The organism is Phocaeicola faecicola (genome assembly GCF_013618865.1).
GTDB lineage: Bacteria > Bacteroidota > Bacteroidia > Bacteroidales > Bacteroidaceae > Phocaeicola > Phocaeicola faecicola.
Genome location: NZ_JABSOE010000042.1, coordinates 1 through 17,983, shown reverse-complemented (window position 1 = coordinate 17,983; position 17,983 = coordinate 1). Strand labels below are relative to the sequence as shown.

The following is a 17,983-nucleotide window of genomic DNA, read 5'->3' as shown; positions in this document are numbered from 1 at the left end:
ATTTACAAGTGAAACATCAAAGTACCCATACAGTTGAACGGGGCAGAAGGGATAATTCCCGGACCGGGATAGCCCGTGGCCCTTCGGGTCATGTAGATGCGGTTGGTAAGATTCTGGAACGACAGTACCAGGTTCAGGTACTTGTTCAGCCGATAATCCAGATTCAGGTCCACCACACAATACCCCGGAATCGCCCCATAGATACCGTAAACGGCATCATCCGGATCCATCGGTTCGTTGGCCGCATCCGTAAACTGGAAGGATGTAAAACCCGCCTGCAAAGCCATCGACCACTTTCTGTACTGTGCGGTAAATCCCCCCTTCAGGTTATACAGCGGCACAAACTCCATCTGGTTGCCTTCAATATGGTATCCCGCCTTACTCTTCAGGTACCTGGAACCCGTAATGGCCCAGTTACCAAACAGACTGACCTTCAGCTCCGGCAGATTCAGCCAGGCGGTCAGCCGCTGCAGGTCGTAATTGCACATGCCCTCCATCCCGTAACTGATACCGTTACCGATGTTGTCCCTGTACCTGTGGTACGTACCCGGCACCTTGGGATTCTCGCGGAAATACTCTCCGATACGGTCTCCGTAATACAAGAAAAACAGACTCACGTCATAGGTCAGCAAGCGGTTTCCCCGGGAACGGATACCGATATCCGAAGAAAAACCGGTTTCGTCCTTCAAGTCCGGATTCACCTCCAGTGCAGGGGAAACCGTACGCATGTCATTGAACGTAATGGCCCGGTAATTCCGGGTGACATTCGCATACATCTCTGCCCGGGGAGCCTTGTACGACAAGGCCAGACCTGCCAGCACAATCTGCCGGGAATGGGTCTTGTCATCCGTCAGGACATCCTCTTCCAGGGGATAACCTTCGGTAGCATAGTCAATGCTGTAGAAACTTCTCTGTCCACGGATATCCGTCCGGATATGCTCCATACGTATCCCCGGGACCAGGCTCCACCGCTCCCCCAGCCGCAGGTTGACTTCCGAAAAGAGTGCCACGTTCAGGTTGGGAAGGCGGTACGAAGAACGGTACGGAATCTTATTCTGACGGAAATGCCCTCCCGACAGCACCGGTTCCACCAGTGTAAAATCCGCATCCGCCCCTGTCGTTCCGGCTCCCTGCTGACTCAGGTTGTCGGCCTGATAATACTTGACGCCAACTGCCCACGAAGAAGGAACGGCATTGCCTCCCAGGTTAAACCGTTTCAGGAAGCCGACTTCCGCTCCCCAGTTTCTGAACGTCCCTTTCTGCAAGTCCCGTTCCGTATTCCCCGGATCTGGCGTTCCCACCCGCTTGTCACGATATCCCAGTGCAAACCGGTCGGCATACAGCCCCATCATTCTGGCATCCAGACTCGCACGGATACCCGGCATCTCCCTGTGATAAGAGAAAGAGAGAATGTTCCAGTCGATCAGGAACCAGTTCCGGCTCCGGTTACTCTGCTTGGGGTTTTCCAGAAACATGACATCGGTCAGTCCCCCGGGCTGATGCTCCAGATAATGATACTTCAGCCAGTCGAGCCCCCAGACATTCTCGCCGGAACGGTATCTCAGCTGCGACAAGACATTGTAGCTCTTGTAGTCCGAGTTCTCCCGGTAACCGTCTCCCCGTTTCAAGGTGGTAGAGAGGTAATAGGAAAACTTCCCCAGTGTACCCGAGACCCGGGTATAACCTCCCAGAAAGCCGTAACTCCCGGCCGACAGGTGCTGGCGGATGTCAATTTTCTTATCTTCGGGAGGAGTGGCCAGTTTAAAGTTGATCATTCCCCCAAACTGAGAACCGTACTGGAGGGCAGATGCTCCCCGCAGTACCTGTATTTCCTTGATGTCATCCGCATTCGGGGTGTAATAACTCTCAGGATAACCCAACGGGTCCGCACTGATGTCATAACCGTTCTGCCGCATGTTGAAATTGGCTGAACGGTTCGGATTCAGTCCCCTGGAACCGATGTTCAACTGCAGTCCGCCGTCACTTCCCTCGTGAATGACAATACCCGATACGTTCCGGAACATCTGCCGGGTATTGTTGGCGGCCTTGTTCAGCAACATATTCTCAAGCAGGGTCACCGTACTTTTCTTTCCTGCGAAGATCTGGGTACCTTCGACATCACGCATGAAGCGGGACTTGTTTACCGACTTCTCCTGACTGCTGTAGATATATACTTCATCGAGCACCACTTCTTTGTGGTTCATACTGCTGTCTGCCGGCAACTGCCCGTATGCGATACCGGGCAGCCACATCAGCAGTAACAGGTTGTTTTTCTTCTTCATCACTTCAATCTCCTTCCTCTCCGTCACTATAGGTAATCGTCAGTTTCAGTTCCACAATGATTTTCGCCTTCAGGATACCCACAATCTTCTGCAACTCGCGGTACACATCGGTCAAACGTTCCAGTCCGTCCGTACTGTCGGCCAGTACGGCAATATCTCCCTCCAGTTTCCCGATTTTACGTTCCAGCAGGTAAAGAGTCTCCCGCAACTGGTTCACCAGGTCCTCTCCCTGTCCCGTCACCGCCAACTGTTCTTCCAGAAAATGTCCGAAACTGTAAGCCGTCAAGGGAGCAGACTCTCCATAAGGAACCCCGTCGTAAAAATGCTTCAGCGACAGGATGCTCCTGTGAAGAAGCCGTGTAGACAGTCCCCCTCCGCAATAATATCCCTCCACCGTCTGGGGAGCCGCCCTTTTCTGTACGATGGCTGCACCGTATATGCCGATGGGAATCCCCACCTTAATGGTACGTACATAAATCTCATACTGCTTCATCAAGGTATTGACCAGGGTACTGAGGCTGCTTCCCGCCGAAAAATCGTTGTGCGCCAGGAATGCCTCCTCATTTTCCTTATAATGTCTCTCTGCCTCCTTCGCATAATGACCGATGACTTCGCAGACCGTACACACATATCGGATACTGGCCGCATCGAGGGCAATCTCTCCACTGAATAGGATGTAATCCAAGGCTGCAAATCCTGCCGCATTAGGCTGGTTCAGTCCTTCTTCCAGTTCCCGGACCATCTCATCGGCAGTGATACGGCCGTTCCCGATACCCGATTTAACCAGTCCCTTGTTGACCTGCGAGGTCCCCGCCAGTTCATACAATCCGCTGATACCGCTATGGAACAGCGCATTATCAAACAGGATGACATCCTGCAGGCAGAGAAAAGTCTCCTTATACAGAGCCTTCAACTGCTCCACTGCCGCTTCCTTTCCGGCCCCTTCCTGAGCATCCCTCACCGCATAAGCTGCCCGAGTCAGTTCATCTGTCTTCTCACGGTAAGCCACAAAAGCGGGTAGTATCTGCCGCTTGTACCAGAACGTCAGATAATCTTCCTTCACGGTTCTTTTCTCCGAATGTCCCTTTACCGGTGTATATACACATCCTGTCAGCACCAGCAACAGTCCGAGCATCATTGCCCCGATCTGTCCTATACAACGCTTTCTCATATATGGTAATACGCTTTGATTTTCTTGTTTACTTCAATGATGGATCCCGCCTGATTACCTTCAATCCGTTCCTTGTCCCAGATACCTTTTTCACCCTGTGTCAGGGCATCATACAGTTCCTTCGCCTGGTCCATCGTAATGAAATAGTCACCATTTGCATTCTTGACAAACGGCAAGGCCAGGATGAATCCCAGTGCCTCACCCATGTGATGGAAATACTGCTCGTTGAGTTCGTTTCCACTCTTCTGTCTCAGGATCTTGGAACTCTCGTTCAGATAAAACATGGTTCGGAGAACAAGCATCTTGGAGAGCAGTCCACGAATCTCTCCCACCTGTTTCCTCACCTCATCCGTCCGGTTTCCGACAATCGCCTTTCTTCCAGCCTGAAACGCATGATAGACAGCTACGTTGATGTTTTCCAATCCCTTCATTCCGACAGCCTCCTTCTCGATATAATTGGCTAAGAACAAAGGAGAGATACGGTCTGGATCGGCATTGATGCTGCCCAAGTATCCCCAGGCAATGTCCCAGTAATGTTCCATCGCCGTGCTGTTGCCTCCTTCCATCACCGCCTGGTTATCGGCTTCCAGAGATTTCATCAGGAAGTGTTCGATGTTGGCAACCTGTAACGCCCCTATCATCATTTTCTGGATGACCTGCCCCAGTTCCACTCCCTTTTCATTCACCAGCCGCTGTTCATCGTGACTCACCTGCACGATGCCGATTTTTCCTTCGCGGGCAAACGCACCGGCCGAAGGATTCTTCGAAGCCTCCGTCAGTTCATCGAGGAAAGTCTCCAGTATATTCCGGGCCTTTTCCTGCTCCTTAAATCCTACCCCTATGTGCGAAGCCAGTCCATTGCGGTAATCCTGCCTCTTCCCTTCGAGGTTCGTCAGCACTTTTGCATTGATACCGTTATTGAAGTTGCGGAAATCAAGCAACACCTTTCTTGCCTCACCAATATCCACACTCGAGAGTCCGTTTCTGAAAAACCGGTAATCGGTTTCATAGCCCTCCGAAGACGGGGTCTGACCTGCCGGCGGATCCTCCCTTCGGATTTCCTGCTTACTGCAACCGGTACCATTTACACACACACTCACTATCAAAACCAATCCAATAATACTTTTTTTCATTGTCAAATCTATTTTAGTTTCTGTATCATTCATCATCCTCCTTACGGAAGGTACATTGCCTGAGAATATATATTGTAATTCTTGCCTATCTCAGCGATATGGAAGGACTCCAGGGTCCGGCTGTAACGATGGCTCAGTTCCGGAAGCGTCTCCGAGCCGTCTGCCGTCTCCGCCGTCAGACTCACAGTCATGTCGAAATAAGCATAGGGACTGTAAAACACGGCAAAGTAGACCGGATCGCCCGAACGTTTGGTGATGGACACCGGTTCGACCTCCGAAAAATAGGGCTTGAACCGTCCTCGTTTGTCTTTCTCAATCACGTTATGTCCGTCCATGATGGTATCTACCTTCAACTCATTGTTTTCATCCAGATACTGCAAAATCACAATCGAAAGATTCTGCTTGTCGAAACTTCCGTAATAATTGGCCATCACATCGACCGACAGTGAGACCTGATAACTCTCCCGATATTCATCGGAAGAACCCTCCTCACTGTTGGTAAAGCCCAAATCTCCCACCTCCTTCGGAAAGCAGTTGAAAGGCACTCCCGTCTCGTGCGGAACACGTTCTGCCGGTTTCAGGCGGATGAAATCCGACAGGTTTTCTACCCTGTCTTCCACCTCTTCCCGGGCACAGGAGGCAAGCGAAAATCCCATCCATGCCATCCCGGCCGCTAGATAAAATGTAAAATATTTTTTCATCATACGCTTCTATGAATCATTGTTTGTTCTTCTCTGCAAAAGTGATGTATGCGGTATAAATGCCGCTTGTACTCACCCACTCTTTCTTGCCTTCCGTATGCGTGAATTCGGAAAACACCACTCCTTCATCAAACTTAAATCCCGGTCGAAATTCAAGTCCGTTCTCTGTAGCAAGATACCCCGAACCCAGTCCGGTATAATACGTACTTCCGTCGAATCCGTGTACCGTCAGGTTAGGCTGCTCATTTTTCAGAAACAGTTCATACTGCATCCGGTCGTACCGGGCCACTTTCCGGTGCGACTGCCAATCCTTCGAATACGAAGCCGACAACCTGTACTGCATCATCTGCTGGCCAAAGTCGTAGGAAGTCTCATACACCACCTTCCGGGTATCTGTCACCATTATCCGCAGCACGCAGTCCCGGTCTTCTTTCAGATTCTGTCGCAAAGCCTTGTAAGAGCGTGTCCGGAACTCCTCCTTTTCCCGGATAATCCGATTCATCTTCTCCGCCCACTGCTCCTCCGGCACTTCCAGCGGAGTCATCTCAATCCACTCTCTCCCAGGTTCCGGATAATTCATCGTCCTGAGCAATATCCGTTCGGGAGAAACCAGCACCGGCAGGAATTTAGCCGTCGCATTGATCTGAAACGGATACAGTTCTTCCAGCATGGTACCCGTACGGAAAAACAGCGTCAGGTCGTCGGAAACGGAAATACCGTACTGTGCCTGCCCGATTTCCGGCTGATAGACCGGCTGGTAATGACTCTTCACATCTGCAGGCGCATACGCAATGTCGGTCAGCACATCCATCTCTCCTCCTTCCCGAAACTTCAGGAAAAGATTATATCCGCCGGCCCCCATCCGCCGCTGCAGGTACACATCGGTCAGCGAATGCGCCTCTGTCTTGTAATTTTCCGTGATGTCCGTATTCAAGCGGGAGTTAAGATTCGGGAAATACTTCATCCTCCACCCGTTGGGAGCGCTGCAAAGTACCGATTTCAGTTCGTCGATTCTCTGCTGCTGCCTTTCGGTAACCGTACCGATGTGTTCATCCGTACGTTCACGACAGGCAGGCAGTCCGGCCAGCAAGACGATCATCAACATTCCTTTCAGAATACTACGGCTCGGTCTGATATCATTGTTTCTCATCATGGTCTGAAAATATTAAGGTTCCACTGTTTCACCGGAAGCCGCCCCTTCCGCATACTTCTTCGGATATTGCTCAATCAGGCGGGGCAATACGCGCGACAAATCAGAGGCACGCTTGATTCCGAAATTTTCGAGCAGGTACTTATCGACGAAAGCCACCTTTTTCTGAAGCACCAGTTTATAAGGTAGAGGCGTCTCGAATTCGTCAACCTGCATCAGGGCATTCACCTGTTTCGGCAACCGGCAGAGCAGGAGGCTGAAGGTTTCGGCAAAGTCTACCACCGGTCCGCCTTGTGCAGCCTTCGTAAAATACCCGAAGGGAGCCATCAGGTCGGAACGGTCCGTGTACTCTCCCTGCAGTTCATTGTCGGTCCATTGACTGTACCTCACTATATTATACCCGGAAAACGTAGGAAGGTCGACCGGCCTCAGCTCAATCAGGTTCTTGGCAAAACAGAAGGTTGCCTCCCTCATCATCCGGTATACGGCTTCCGGACGGGTAGGCTCAAAGGCATTCACCTGATAGAGCGGCATGACCTGCGTACCCAATCCCGGAGTGTCCATTCCCTCCACCATCCGGCTGTCGAAGTTCGGAGCCCCGTACAACCGGATTTCCTTCGGATGATATCGACGGATAAACTCCTTTCCGAAAAGTTTCTCCAGATGATCAATCCACAGTTCCTTGTACGCTTTCAGGAAAGGCTTGACCCGTGCCAACTGCACCGAACGGTTGCCCGGAGCCACCGGATCCCGGAACGGCATCTGCCTGTATACCACCCTTATGTTATACGGAGTCTCAAACTCCTCCAACAGCCAACGGTCCAACTCAGTAAGCTGCGTTTCAACCGCCGGAGCCTCCTGCCGCAAGTCACTGATTTCCGACTTGCATCCAGCCAACAGCAACAGGCCGGGAAGCCCCATTAACACACACTTAAAAAACTTATTCATTGTCAACTATTTTTTCAATATAATTAATCGCCTCATTCGGGAACGGCAACACCTTCCGGTTGTCCTCCGGTCTCAACACCCAATTCACGTTGCGCGCCTCTCCCGTCCGGTTACGGTCCACACTCATGTGATAGCGCCGCAAATCGAACCACCTCATTCCTTCGTGCATAAACTGCTGCCGGCTCATTTCCGATATCACGTACAGCAACGACGCCTGACTGGCAGACAACGGACGATAATAAGGCTGGATCCGGTCACGGTCGGAAGTCGGAATGAAGTCGAGTTCCTCTCTTTCAGGAGCCTCACCCACCCCCTTCGCAATAATGTGCTTGGCGAGGAAAAACGTCACAATATCATTCAGCGCCAGCTCCTTGTTGTCCAGCATGGCATATGCCTCTGCCCGATGCAAGAGCACCTCCTCCGTAGTAAACAGCACGTTCATGCAAAAATGCCCACGCTGGCTGTTCAATAACCCTTCCGCATTTCTGAAATGCGAGAACTTCGGAAAATACGCCGTATTCAGCCGGTTATGCTGCGCCATCCTTTGATAGCCCGCAATCTGATACAAGGTCTTTGCCCCGATTCTCCACACCACCTTCTGAAAAGTAGGTTCATCCAGTCCAAACCTTCCGTCGATGTAATACTTATACCACAACGACTCGGTAACCGTCATCAGCAGGTTGCTCGGATTCTGCTCCGAGGCATAATAAGCCATTCTCTCCTCCGCACGCTGCTCACTCACATCCAGAAAGGACGTAATCGCCTTCGCCGGTTGTGTACCGAGTACGTACGCACTGTAATCCACTACCTCCTGCCACTGCCCTGTATAACTGAAAAAGCGTACTGCAAAAGCATAGGCAGCCTTCTTATTGAAATGGAATTTCGGCTGTGCATAGTAATCATCCCTGACCCAGGCAAGTCCCAGCCTCAGGTCACGCTCTATCTTCCGGTACGTATCCGCCAGATTCTCCATCTTATACTTCACCAGCGCATGTTTCTCGGGAGTTTCGACATACACGATTCCCGGAAGTTGCTTCGATTCCTCCTCTCCCTCATAAACCGGCGCCCAAATATTAGCAACCATAAAATGCAGATAAGCCCGTATCAGCAAAGCCTCGGCATACAGGGCCTGTACCTGCGGATCCAGCTTGTCGGCAAACCCGGCCAGAGCCTCCAGTGCCTTGTTGGCCTGCGCAATCCCCCGATAGCACTCCATCCAGTAAGCCTTCGGTGAATCCGGCTCCTCTTCATCATAATCCTTCCAATAGTACATGGCCTCGTCCAGACGAGGCGCTTCCAGGGCATTTCTCTTGTCTCCCACATTATCCGTCCTCATTTCCAGAAACCGGAAATACGATGCCTGCGGATACGCTCCGGTCAGCAGTTCCTGAACCTTCTCCTTCGTATCAATGCGCACATCCGCATTGGAATCCGGAAATTTCTCCAGGAACTGGCAGGAACTCAACGACACCACCATTACCAACAGGTATTTTTTTACAAATCGTTTCATGATACATCCATTAGAAAGTCGTATTGATAGATAAACTGTAAGTACGCTGTATCGGAGTGGCCACTCCTCCGGAACTTACAAACTCAGGGTCTCTGCCGTTCAGTTTCCTGTCCGCATAAATCAGAAAAGGATTCTGCAACTGCACATTGACCGAGGCCGATTTCAGGCTCAGCCGCTCACAGACCTTCACCGGAATCCGGTACGTCAGGGAGATGCTCTTCATGCGAATAAAACTGCCGTCAACCACATTGACATCCGAATAGTTATACGCATTATAAGCCCGCTCAATATTCTGCCGTCCCACCAGCCCAATCAGGTCGGTTCCCGGAATGACCGGTATATGGGTACGGTTTTCATCTCCCTTTGTCAGCCATCTTTCACGATAGCGGGTAGTGAACACATTCAAGTCACCGTACTCAGGGTCGAAAGTAGGAGCCAGCCGCACCTTATTACCGATTTGTCCGGAAAGGAAAACAGCCAGTTCCCAGTTCTTGAACTGAATGACATTCGACAAGCCAGTGGTAATATACGGATCCACCGGACCGTTGTACACCAGATAAGACCGGTTGTACCGGGTATCATAGAAGTTCGCTCCCGACAACCGCGACAGTTCATCCGACTCCAGCGGCAGGTCGCCCCAATAAAACGAAGGCAGTCCCCTGTCGTTCAGTCCCGCAAATTCAAACGAATACAACGCCCCACGCGGAAAGCCTTCCAGGTTTCCACGACCGGTACCCGATACCAGATCGAAAGTAGACGGCGTATTGACCAGACGTGTAATCCGCTGCTTGTAATACGAAAAATTGAACACCGTGCTCCAGCTGAAATGCTTGCCCTTCACGTTCACCGTCTGCAGGCTCCAGTCGAAGCCCGTCGTAGTCATATCACCGAAATTAGCCCACTTCTGATACTCCCCGCCGATGCCTGCAGTCCGGACCAGGTCAATCAGGTCAAACGAATTCCGCCGGTACACATCCAGGGTCGCCGACACCCGGTTGTTCCACAACCCGGCATCCAGTCCCACATTCAGCTCATACATCTTCTCCCACGTCAGGTCACGGTTTTCCAGGTGCTTCAGATAAATGGCATACTCCCGGCTCTGCACATCCGGACGGAAGGTCACCTTGCTGTCGAACACACTGACCGAATTAATGGCCTGCGGATTCATCTTCGCTACCAGTCCATAGCTGGCACGCAATGCCAGTCTGTTGCATACCTTGCTTGCCCGACTGAAAAACTCTTCCTCGCTGAGGTTCCATCTTCCACCGATGTTCCAGGTAGGCAGCCACCTTACCCGGTCACTCGTTCCCGAAAGATTCGAGCCCTCATAGTTGCCTACCAGGTTCAGCACATACCGGTTCCGGTAACTATACGTCAACGAACCGGAAAAGACAATCCCTCTGTCATACGTATGCTGAAGGCCGAAATACTCCTGTCCCTCACCAATCGTCTTTCTGAAAATATCCGGACTGGCAGAAACACTGTTGGCTTTGTCGAAAGCAATGCCATACCCCTTGAACTGGTCGATATCATTGTCCGACATCTTCATCTCGGCAAAGGAAAATACCTTCAGATGATGCTCACCGAAGCTGTGTCCGTAATCACCGGAAAGACGTGCCATATAGCTTTGCAGCGAACGGGTAGTCTTATCGTATACGCCTCCCATCGGAAGAGCCACCCGCGCCGTCCCGCTCACGGGGTCCCTGTACAGATAAATATTGTCCCTGCGGAACACCCCGTTTCCATCCGCCCGATGCGCACCGATTACGTTCGACCGCTCTCCGATGTGATGCATCAGGTGTGTCACGGCATGCCGGGCATTCAGCAAAGCCGAAATGTGCAGTTCACTCACCGGATTCCAGTTTCCCTGCAAAAAGAAACGGAATTCGTTCATCTTGATCTGCATACGGTTCTGCTGATATTCCTCCATGATGTTGAAAGGCGCCCAGTCGTTGCGGTAATATTCATATGCTCCCTCCTCATTATACGGTCTCAGTGTCCGTGGCGTATTCAGAGCATAGAAGAAAGGATTGATGTCAAAGTCACGCTTGTAAGCCCCCGCCTCCAGGTTCCGGATTCTCGGGAAAGTCCCCGGAGCATACTGGTCCCTGAAGCTCGCTTGCACCCCGATCACTGTTTTTACTTTTTCCGAAAGATACAGGCTGTTCTTCAGGTTCAGAGTTGCCCTCCGGGTACGGTCGGCCACCGTCTCTCCCGGATCGTGATAATAACTCAGGGAAGCATACGTCGTACTTTTCTCACCGCCGTATGCCAGAGACAACGAGTGATTCTGCGTCAGCGCATCCGTATAGATCCGGTCGAACCAGTCGGTATTGTACCCGGCTGCCCGGTCCAGAAAACCCTCCTTTTCCGCCTCGGTATTCGTAAGTCCGAAACCGGCCCCGTCGAAATCCGTAATGCGCTCATACCACTGTGTGAATACCCCGCCCCTGCGGGCATAGAGTGCCTCGTTCATGGTAAAATATCCCTTGTTCTCCATTTCCCGGTACACCTCCATGGTCTCCCGGGAGTCCATCATGTCAAACTGCCGGTAACTGGGTTTGAATCTTTTAGAGAGCGTCAGGTTGTACGAAAGGCTCAGTCCCTTTCCTCTTTCTCCCGACTTTGTCGTCACAATAATCACCCCGTTCATTCCTCTGGCCCCGTAGAGAGAAGTGGCTGAAGCATCTTTCAGAACTTCGATGCTTTCAATATCCGCCGGATTCAGTCCGGCGATATTGGAACTGATCAGGGTAATGGCATCTCCCGAAAGCAACTGCTCCGTATCGAGCGAGGCAAAGTCCTCCAGTACTGCCCCGTCAACCACCCACAGCGGTTGCACACTCCCGTTGATAGAACCTCCTCCACGGATATTCATCTTAGGAGCTGAACCAAACGCACTCGAAGCAGAAGAAATATTCAGTCCCGGAGCCTTACCCTCCAGCAGCCGCGAGAAATCGGCCTGCGGTGAGAAAGCGAAATCCTTGGTAGACACCTTGGCCGCCGAGCCGACAAATATCCGGCTGTTGACCTGGTGATAACCGGTCACCACCACCTCTTCCAATGAATTGTCGGAAGACTCCATTACGATTTTGACGAACTTGTCCGTATTTACCTGCAGTTTCTGCTGCTTCATACCCACATAGTCAAACAGCAAGATCTGCCCTTTACGTACCTGAATAGAAAATTTACCGTCGATATCCGATACCGTCCCTTTGAATGTCCGGGCCTCACGGACAGTCGCCCCCACCAGAGGTTCACCATGCCCATCTGTCACCATGCCTTTCAGCCACCAGCCCCCGGACACTTCCGCCTGTCCGTGCTGCGCTCCGGCATCTACCACAGTCGTGAATAATAATACAATGATCAGTGGTAATAATCAGTTAAGTCTTTTCATTTTTGTCATTTTTCTGCAAATTTATACAGTCAATCGGGTATATGTCAATACCCACAAATAGGTATTTTCATGTTTATGCAAATAAAACACAACAATCATAGCATTATCTATTCAGAAGAATATCAGCAATATCCATCTTGCAAACAGTCCTTATCCCCCTTTGCCTCACCTCTGATTTTCGCTTTCCTTTTCACCGAAATTTACAAAAAGATCAGGCCATCCGGAGCGGCGAAAATCCGCCCCAGACAGCCCGATTCAACAGAAACATGAAGAAAAATTTCCCTTTAAGCAAGGGCGAAAAATATCCTTTTACGGTCAATAACTCAGTTTCAGACCGGCGTATACCGACCGAGGCATTCCCGGACCGTAAATATATCCCGAGTCACGGTCAGTCCCTCTGTCAAAGTCATTCTGATAGGCATTCCAGATATTCTGTACCCCGGCATTCAACTGCAGGGTGATGCTCTTGTACAACTGAAAATCATAGCCTGCCTTGATGCCTATGTCCCAGAAACGACGCGTGGTCTCCGTCCGGTTCTGGGAAATATACCCGGCATGATGCTCCACCAGCATACTGCCCGTATACGTACCCGACAAAGCCAGGGATAAAGCACGCACAGGAGTATAGGTCATCGTAAAATAGCCATACACATCGGGCGTACGGAACATTCGTTTTTCCAGCGGCACCGTCGGATCATCCTCGTTCCAGGAGCGTGCATCCTTATATGCAGCTTTCTGCAAGGTCACACCCGCCTGAAGCTGCCAGTATTTCTTCCATGCCAGCTTACCTTCTACGGTACATCCATACACTGAGGCTCCCCGCTCGTTACCACGCTCCTTGATAATCACCCCATTCTCATCCTTTCCGATTTTAGTCAGGGCAAATACATCCGAGATATCGGTATAAAATCCTTCCACCAACAAATTCGCCTGCCAGTCCTCCCAGGCATGATACAGGTCGGCAGAAAGACTGAAACTCTGCGATTTTTCCTCTTTCAGGTCATCGGCCAGACGGATGACGGCCACCGTTCCTCCCACATTATCCACATGCAGGTCCTCGTCAAAGGCCTGAGGCGCCCGGAAGCCAAACGAGTAGCTGGCACGGAGATTGACATTGTCTGTCGGATTAAAACGCAGGTTGGCACGCGGACTGAAAATCGGTTTGGAAAGCAGACTGTGCTTATCCAGTCGTCCTCCCAGCAGGAAACTCCACTTCCGGTTTTTCCACTCGTTCTGCGCAAAGGCACTGACGGTACGGACCTTCTGGTCGATATACCGTCCCCGTCCCCACATATTGTCCTTCAGATTATCCTGGTTGTACTCCGAACCCACCGTCAGGGTTGCCGGCATGAAAAGACAACGCCCGAAATTGTAACTGTACTGTACGCCGGCCACCCACGTCATGTCGGTAGTGTGTCCGTACGACTTCAGTTTCTCTTCCATGTCTTCTCCGCCGCCATAATAACTGTCACGGTCTACATGCTGTGCCGACAGATAAGCCCCCAGACGGTGCTTTTCATCCGGAGAGAACAAATCGAACTTGACTCCTCCCGTATTGATGCTGTGCTTCAGCTGCTCGGCAATCAGGGCTTCGTGCGCCGGACGCCGCAACTGGTCACCGCCCCGGCGATACTCCTGAAGGTGATGATACTCCAGCGTCAGTTTGGAGTAATCTCCCGTCTTCAGGTACGAACGGAAACCCAGCGTCTGATTCTTCAGTTCCGGAAGTTCCGTAAAACCGTCTCCGTCATGGTCGTACCCCGCCCGTTCACGGTTCTGTCCGAAGACCGCCAGTCCCAGTTTATGATTGTCGGATACCAGCGAGGCATTCACCGTCGTCGTATTGTCGAAGGCCGAAGTCACCCCGATGCCCGTCAGCGTATGCGAGAACTGTGCCGAATTACGTACCGGCTCCTTCGTAATGATATTGATGGTACCCGCAATGGCAGACGACCCGAACAGGGCCGAACCTCCACCCCGCATCACCTCCACGCGGTCGATCATGTTTGCCGGAATCTGCTCCAGTCCGTAAACTCCGGAAAGGGCACTGAATATCGGACGCGAGTCAATCAGAATCTGCGTATACGGACCGTCCAGTCCGTTGATGCGCACCTGCTGGAAACCGCAGTTCTGACAGTTGTTCTCCACCCGTACCCCCGGCTGGAAGTTCAGTCCCTGTGCCAGACAGGTAGAATTGGTATTCTCGAATGTCTTCATCGACACCACATTGACCAGCGTAGGAGCCATTCTCCGGGTCGTCTCATTGCGGTTGGCCGAAACCACCACCCCGTCGAGGGCCACCCGGTCTTCCGCTATCTCAAAATTGAGTTCCAGGGTCTGTCCCTTTTTCACACGGACCGTCCGGCTTTCCGTCTTGTATCCTACCGAACTCACTTCCAGGGTAAACGTCCCTTCCGGAAGATTCTTCAGGAAATAATGTCCCGTTGCATCGGTTGTCGTCCCCAGGGTAGTCCCCTTCAGTAGCACCGATACATAAGGCAGGTGTTCCCCGGTATCCTTGTCCGTTACATGACCGACAATGTTGGCATCGGTATCTCTTACATTCACTTCCGTATCCATCCATTCATTTGCATTTGCAAAAGCCCTGGCTGAGAGAGACGACAATGCCACTCCCAGCATACACATATAAATTATTTTCATCCTTGTTTTTCTTTTTAGGGTTATTGATTAGGTTACCGCTATCCTTCCGGCAACAGGTTCCCAGGCCGCAGCATACCGCTGCCGCAACCGCCTGTTGTCCGTAACAGGACCGCTCATCTTCCAGTCGAAAACCCGCATGCCGCATTTGTTCCGACATACAGGTTACAACTGCATCTGTCAATATTCAATCACCCTAGCAGGAGGTCCCCGCGTACAGACGTCCGGATTCGGACGGAAAGAAAGGGCACAGAGATATCCGGAAACGATTACCGCCAAGGGGACGAGCCACAAAGGCAATACCACTTCCGCATCCACGCTGCCCGAAGTCTGAAGTATGGATAAATAAAAGATGGTTTCCAGCTGGGATTTCGTATGTGAATGTTCCGCCTTGAAGGGATGCGAATGCACGACCACCACCCCGTTCACCACATGAGAGTGCATGAACAGCGTAATGCCGCACCAGTACAGTACGAACAGTCCCAACAGGAAGCCTCCTGAAATCCTATGTATGTTTCGCTGATTTTTGTACATAATATATTGTCCGGAGTTCCGCCCGCCCTCATCTGGTCAGCCGGCAGAAATGCCTATGATTTGATGTTGCAAAGATAAGAGCCTCCGTACAAGTATACAATCCCCACTTTTAGGTATATTCGGCCCTACGCACTATCCTTGCAGATTGCTCCGCTTTTCCTGCCGCTGCAGGCATGATAAAAACGGCAGATAGATAAAAAAAGGAAGGTACTCGCCCGTGGTGATGTATCTTCCTCCCTTCTTATTGGTTCAGCAACTGCCGCACCGCTGCATTATCCTTATTGACAGTTTCTCCTTCTTTCTCCAGCGAAAAGACCTCATCCAACCGGTAGACCGGTACGCTGCACCGGGGGACAAAACGGTCGGAAAAGACATAACTGCCCACCGATGTCAGCAATTGTTTCATCGCCAGGCGCTGGTGAATACCCTTATCCATGTCGAGACACAAGACAAACAGTTTTCCCATACCCACCTTTGCCTCAAACGAAATCCCCAGTTTACGGTTGACTTCGTAGGTGTCGACACTCTGAATGACCGGCTGCAGTTCCCTCAGTTCTGTCAGGTCGACTGCCTGTCCGTAATTCAGAATATCCCACCACTGCCAATCGGCATAATAAGACGTCGGAAACAGATCCAATGCCGGATGCGACTGATCAATCCACGTACCCACAATCATCGGGTCCCAATTAAACATGACCGGATTCCAAAAATGACCGGTAAAACGCGTTTTCCGTCCGTTCGTCTTTTCCGGTACGAACAATACGCTTTCCCCCTGCAAGAGTCTGTCTCTCGCCTCCTCCCAATTCCTTACATACCGGAACTCCTGGTAGCGGTTGATTTCGTCCTCTGCATATACCCAGAAATCCCATTCATTCTTCACTTCATCCCCCATACGGAGTCTGAACGTATATTTCCCAGTGCGGGCAACCGCCTTCAGATCAACCGCTACCGCACCCAGTGAATCAACCGTACCGACCGGCAAGGTTCCGTGCCTCAGTTTCCCTTCCGCAACCGCATGCTGACCTTCGTCCTCCAGACTCCACTGCAGTACGCCGCCTTTGATAGCCTTGTCTGCAAACTGATACACTCCCAGTTTTATTCTCAGCACCTCGTTATTCAGATACGTACGTTTTGGAAAGCGAGCCAGCAGTACCACAGGCGCACACGACTCACGGAATTTCTCAGGCGTAACCAGTCCCTTGCTTTCCCAGAAAGCTTCCAGGATACCTACAAAGGCACTTCCCTGACCCGGAAAGTCAGACAGTCCCAGGCTGTCGGCAGCAAAGAAAGCGGCCTCAGGCGGACACCATGAATGGAAACGCACGTGATTCATACCGTATTCTTTGACCGTGCGGAATATCTTAGCCCAGCTTGCCACATCGGTTGCCGGATAACCGGTTCTGGGAAACACCGCACAGTCGAGCACTCCCCGCAGATGAATGTTTCTGCCATTCAGACGAATGTGATGCTTTCCCTGTTCAACCTTGCGGAAGCCGAAAAAAGTCTTTTCCATATACGTCTCGCCCTCTACGGTAAGTGCAGCCTCCAAGGTATACAGTTCCGGCGTAAACTCATTCCACAGTACCATGTCGCCCTTCACCGGACATTCCTGTACCAGCGTACTGCCATTTATCACTACCGATGAGGTAGGGACTCCCACCACTTTTCCGGTCTTATCCTTCACCCGAAGTTCCAGCGTAGCCGGAACCTCCTTTGCCTTACCCGTCCGTAATCTCACCATTACCTTCTTACTGTCGATGTCGGTATCCACCCGCATTCCACGAATCGCACATGCCGGATAAGCCTCCAGTTTCAATTGCCCCACCATCCCGTTCCAGTTGGTCTGAGTATATTCCGTAGTACCGTGGTTCCACTGGTCCATCGGATATTTCAGCCGGTTGTCCACACAAACGGTCAGCGTATGAAGTCCCGGTGTCAGCTGACCAGTAACCACAAAACGGTTGGGAGTAGAAAGGCGCTCATCTGCCCCCACCAGACTGCCGTCGACATATACCGTCGTTTCCCAGTGACATCTCTCGAGCGACAGCACAATGTCCTTCTCTCTCCAGGATTCCGGAATGACCACCTCACGCTGATACCATGCCTGTCCGCAATACTCGAACTTACGTGAAAGTCGGTCGACGTGCGCCACAAAATTCTGTATCCCCTTACCCCCTTCATCCGTAGAACCCGGCAATACAATGGTCTCCGTCAGTTTGCTCAAATACAGTTCCGAGCCCGGAGTCTTCCCGAACCCCATCGGATCCAGTTGAAAGCGCCAGATTCCGGACAGGTCCATCTGCTCTGCAGCCTGTCCCCACACGGCAAGATGAAAAAGCCATCCTGCCACTAAAAAAAATTCCGTTTTTTCATGGCTCAGTAGAAATTTAGTGGGGATAAATTTGTAATCTAATCGAATAGTTCTTTACTTTACAGCATGGAAAACGATTATTTGAGCATGTTGGCCAGTATTGTACTGCCCACACAGATATTGGATTA

11 protein-coding genes are annotated in these 17,983 nt (G+C 51.3%); all 11 read right to left on the bottom strand.

Annotation, left to right across the window (positions count from 1 at the left end):
* Positions 1-2 precede the first annotated feature (2 nt).
* The 11 genes from H3001_RS12005 to H3001_RS11955 all read right to left on the bottom strand — a co-directional run bounded on the left by H3001_RS12005 (position 3) and on the right by H3001_RS11955 (position 17,783).
* The gene (locus H3001_RS12005) at positions 3-2,282 is read right to left on the bottom strand and encodes a TonB-dependent receptor family protein (RefSeq protein WP_181215037.1); all 2,280 of its coding nucleotides are present in this window, start codon (positions 2,280-2,282) and stop codon (positions 3-5) included.
* A 4-nt stretch (positions 2,283-2,286) separates the two neighbouring features.
* Positions 2,287-3,453 carry an imelysin family protein gene (locus H3001_RS12000; RefSeq protein ID WP_181215036.1) on the bottom strand — a complete coding sequence of 389 codons (1,167 nt, stop codon included), beginning with the start codon at positions 3,451-3,453 and terminating at the stop codon, positions 2,287-2,289.
* The gene (locus H3001_RS11995) at positions 3,450-4,586 is read right to left on the bottom strand and encodes a DUF4856 domain-containing protein (protein WP_178245624.1); all 1,137 of its coding nucleotides are present in this window, start codon (positions 4,584-4,586) and stop codon (positions 3,450-3,452) included. Before H3001_RS11995 ends, H3001_RS12000 begins: the two co-directional genes overlap by 4 nt.
* Before the next feature lie 41 nt (positions 4,587-4,627).
* Entirely contained in the window at positions 4,628-5,290 is a 663-nt protein-coding gene (locus tag H3001_RS11990; RefSeq protein WP_181215035.1) for a hypothetical protein, read from the bottom strand.
* Between the two features lie 13 nt (positions 5,291-5,303).
* Complete coding sequence (locus H3001_RS11985; protein WP_178245620.1) at positions 5,304-6,440, bottom strand: DUF4302 domain-containing protein; 1,137 nt, start codon at positions 6,438-6,440, stop codon at positions 5,304-5,306.
* A 12-nt stretch (positions 6,441-6,452) separates the two neighbouring features.
* Positions 6,453-7,385: a putative zinc-binding metallopeptidase gene (locus H3001_RS11980; RefSeq protein WP_178245618.1), complete on the bottom strand. Its 933-nt coding sequence runs from the start codon at positions 7,383-7,385 to the stop codon at positions 6,453-6,455.
* Positions 7,378-8,895 carry a RagB/SusD family nutrient uptake outer membrane protein gene (locus H3001_RS11975; protein WP_181215034.1) on the bottom strand — a complete coding sequence of 506 codons (1,518 nt, stop codon included), beginning with the start codon at positions 8,893-8,895 and terminating at the stop codon, positions 7,378-7,380. Before H3001_RS11975 ends, H3001_RS11980 begins: the two co-directional genes overlap by 8 nt.
* A 10-nt stretch (positions 8,896-8,905) precedes the next feature.
* Positions 8,906-12,238, bottom strand: coding sequence for a SusC/RagA family TonB-linked outer membrane protein (locus tag H3001_RS11970; RefSeq protein ID WP_219915874.1), 3,333 nt, complete (start codon positions 12,236-12,238; stop codon positions 8,906-8,908).
* 369 nt (positions 12,239-12,607) lie between these two features.
* Positions 12,608-14,953, bottom strand: coding sequence for a TonB-dependent receptor (locus H3001_RS11965; RefSeq protein WP_178243513.1), 2,346 nt, complete (start codon positions 14,951-14,953; stop codon positions 12,608-12,610).
* A 177-nt stretch (positions 14,954-15,130) separates the two neighbouring features.
* Entirely contained in the window at positions 15,131-15,484 is a 354-nt protein-coding gene (locus H3001_RS11960) for a hypothetical protein (protein WP_178243511.1), read from the bottom strand.
* 241 nt (positions 15,485-15,725) lie between these two features.
* Positions 15,726-17,783, bottom strand: coding sequence for a sugar-binding domain-containing protein (locus H3001_RS11955; RefSeq protein ID WP_181215058.1), 2,058 nt, complete (start codon positions 17,781-17,783; stop codon positions 15,726-15,728).
* Positions 17,784-17,983: the final 200 nt, after the last annotated feature.

Coding starts and splice junctions, on each gene's coding strand:
- H3001_RS11995 (WP_178245624.1), bottom strand. CDS start 4,586: ATGAAAAAAAGTATTATTGGATTGGTTTTGATAGTGAGTGTGTGTGTA.
- H3001_RS12005 (WP_181215037.1), bottom strand. CDS start 2,282: ATGAAGAAGAAAAACAACCTGTTACTGCTGATGTGGCTGCCCGGTATC.
- H3001_RS11955 (WP_181215058.1), bottom strand. CDS start 17,783: ATGGACCTGTCCGGAATCTGGCGCTTTCAACTGGATCCGATGGGGTTC.
- H3001_RS11985 (WP_178245620.1), bottom strand. CDS start 6,440: ATGATGAGAAACAATGATATCAGACCGAGCCGTAGTATTCTGAAAGGA.
- H3001_RS11960 (WP_178243511.1), bottom strand. CDS start 15,484: ATGTACAAAAATCAGCGAAACATACATAGGATTTCAGGAGGCTTCCTG.
- H3001_RS12000 (WP_181215036.1), bottom strand. CDS start 3,453: ATGAGAAAGCGTTGTATAGGACAGATCGGGGCAATGATGCTCGGACTG.
- H3001_RS11965 (WP_178243513.1), bottom strand. CDS start 14,953: ATGAAAATAATTTATATGTGTATGCTGGGAGTGGCATTGTCGTCTCTC.
- H3001_RS11980 (WP_178245618.1), bottom strand. CDS start 7,385: ATGAATAAGTTTTTTAAGTGTGTGTTAATGGGGCTTCCCGGCCTGTTG.
- H3001_RS11975 (WP_181215034.1), bottom strand. CDS start 8,895: ATGAAACGATTTGTAAAAAAATACCTGTTGGTAATGGTGGTGTCGTTG.
- H3001_RS11990 (WP_181215035.1), bottom strand. CDS start 5,290: ATGATGAAAAAATATTTTACATTTTATCTAGCGGCCGGGATGGCATGG.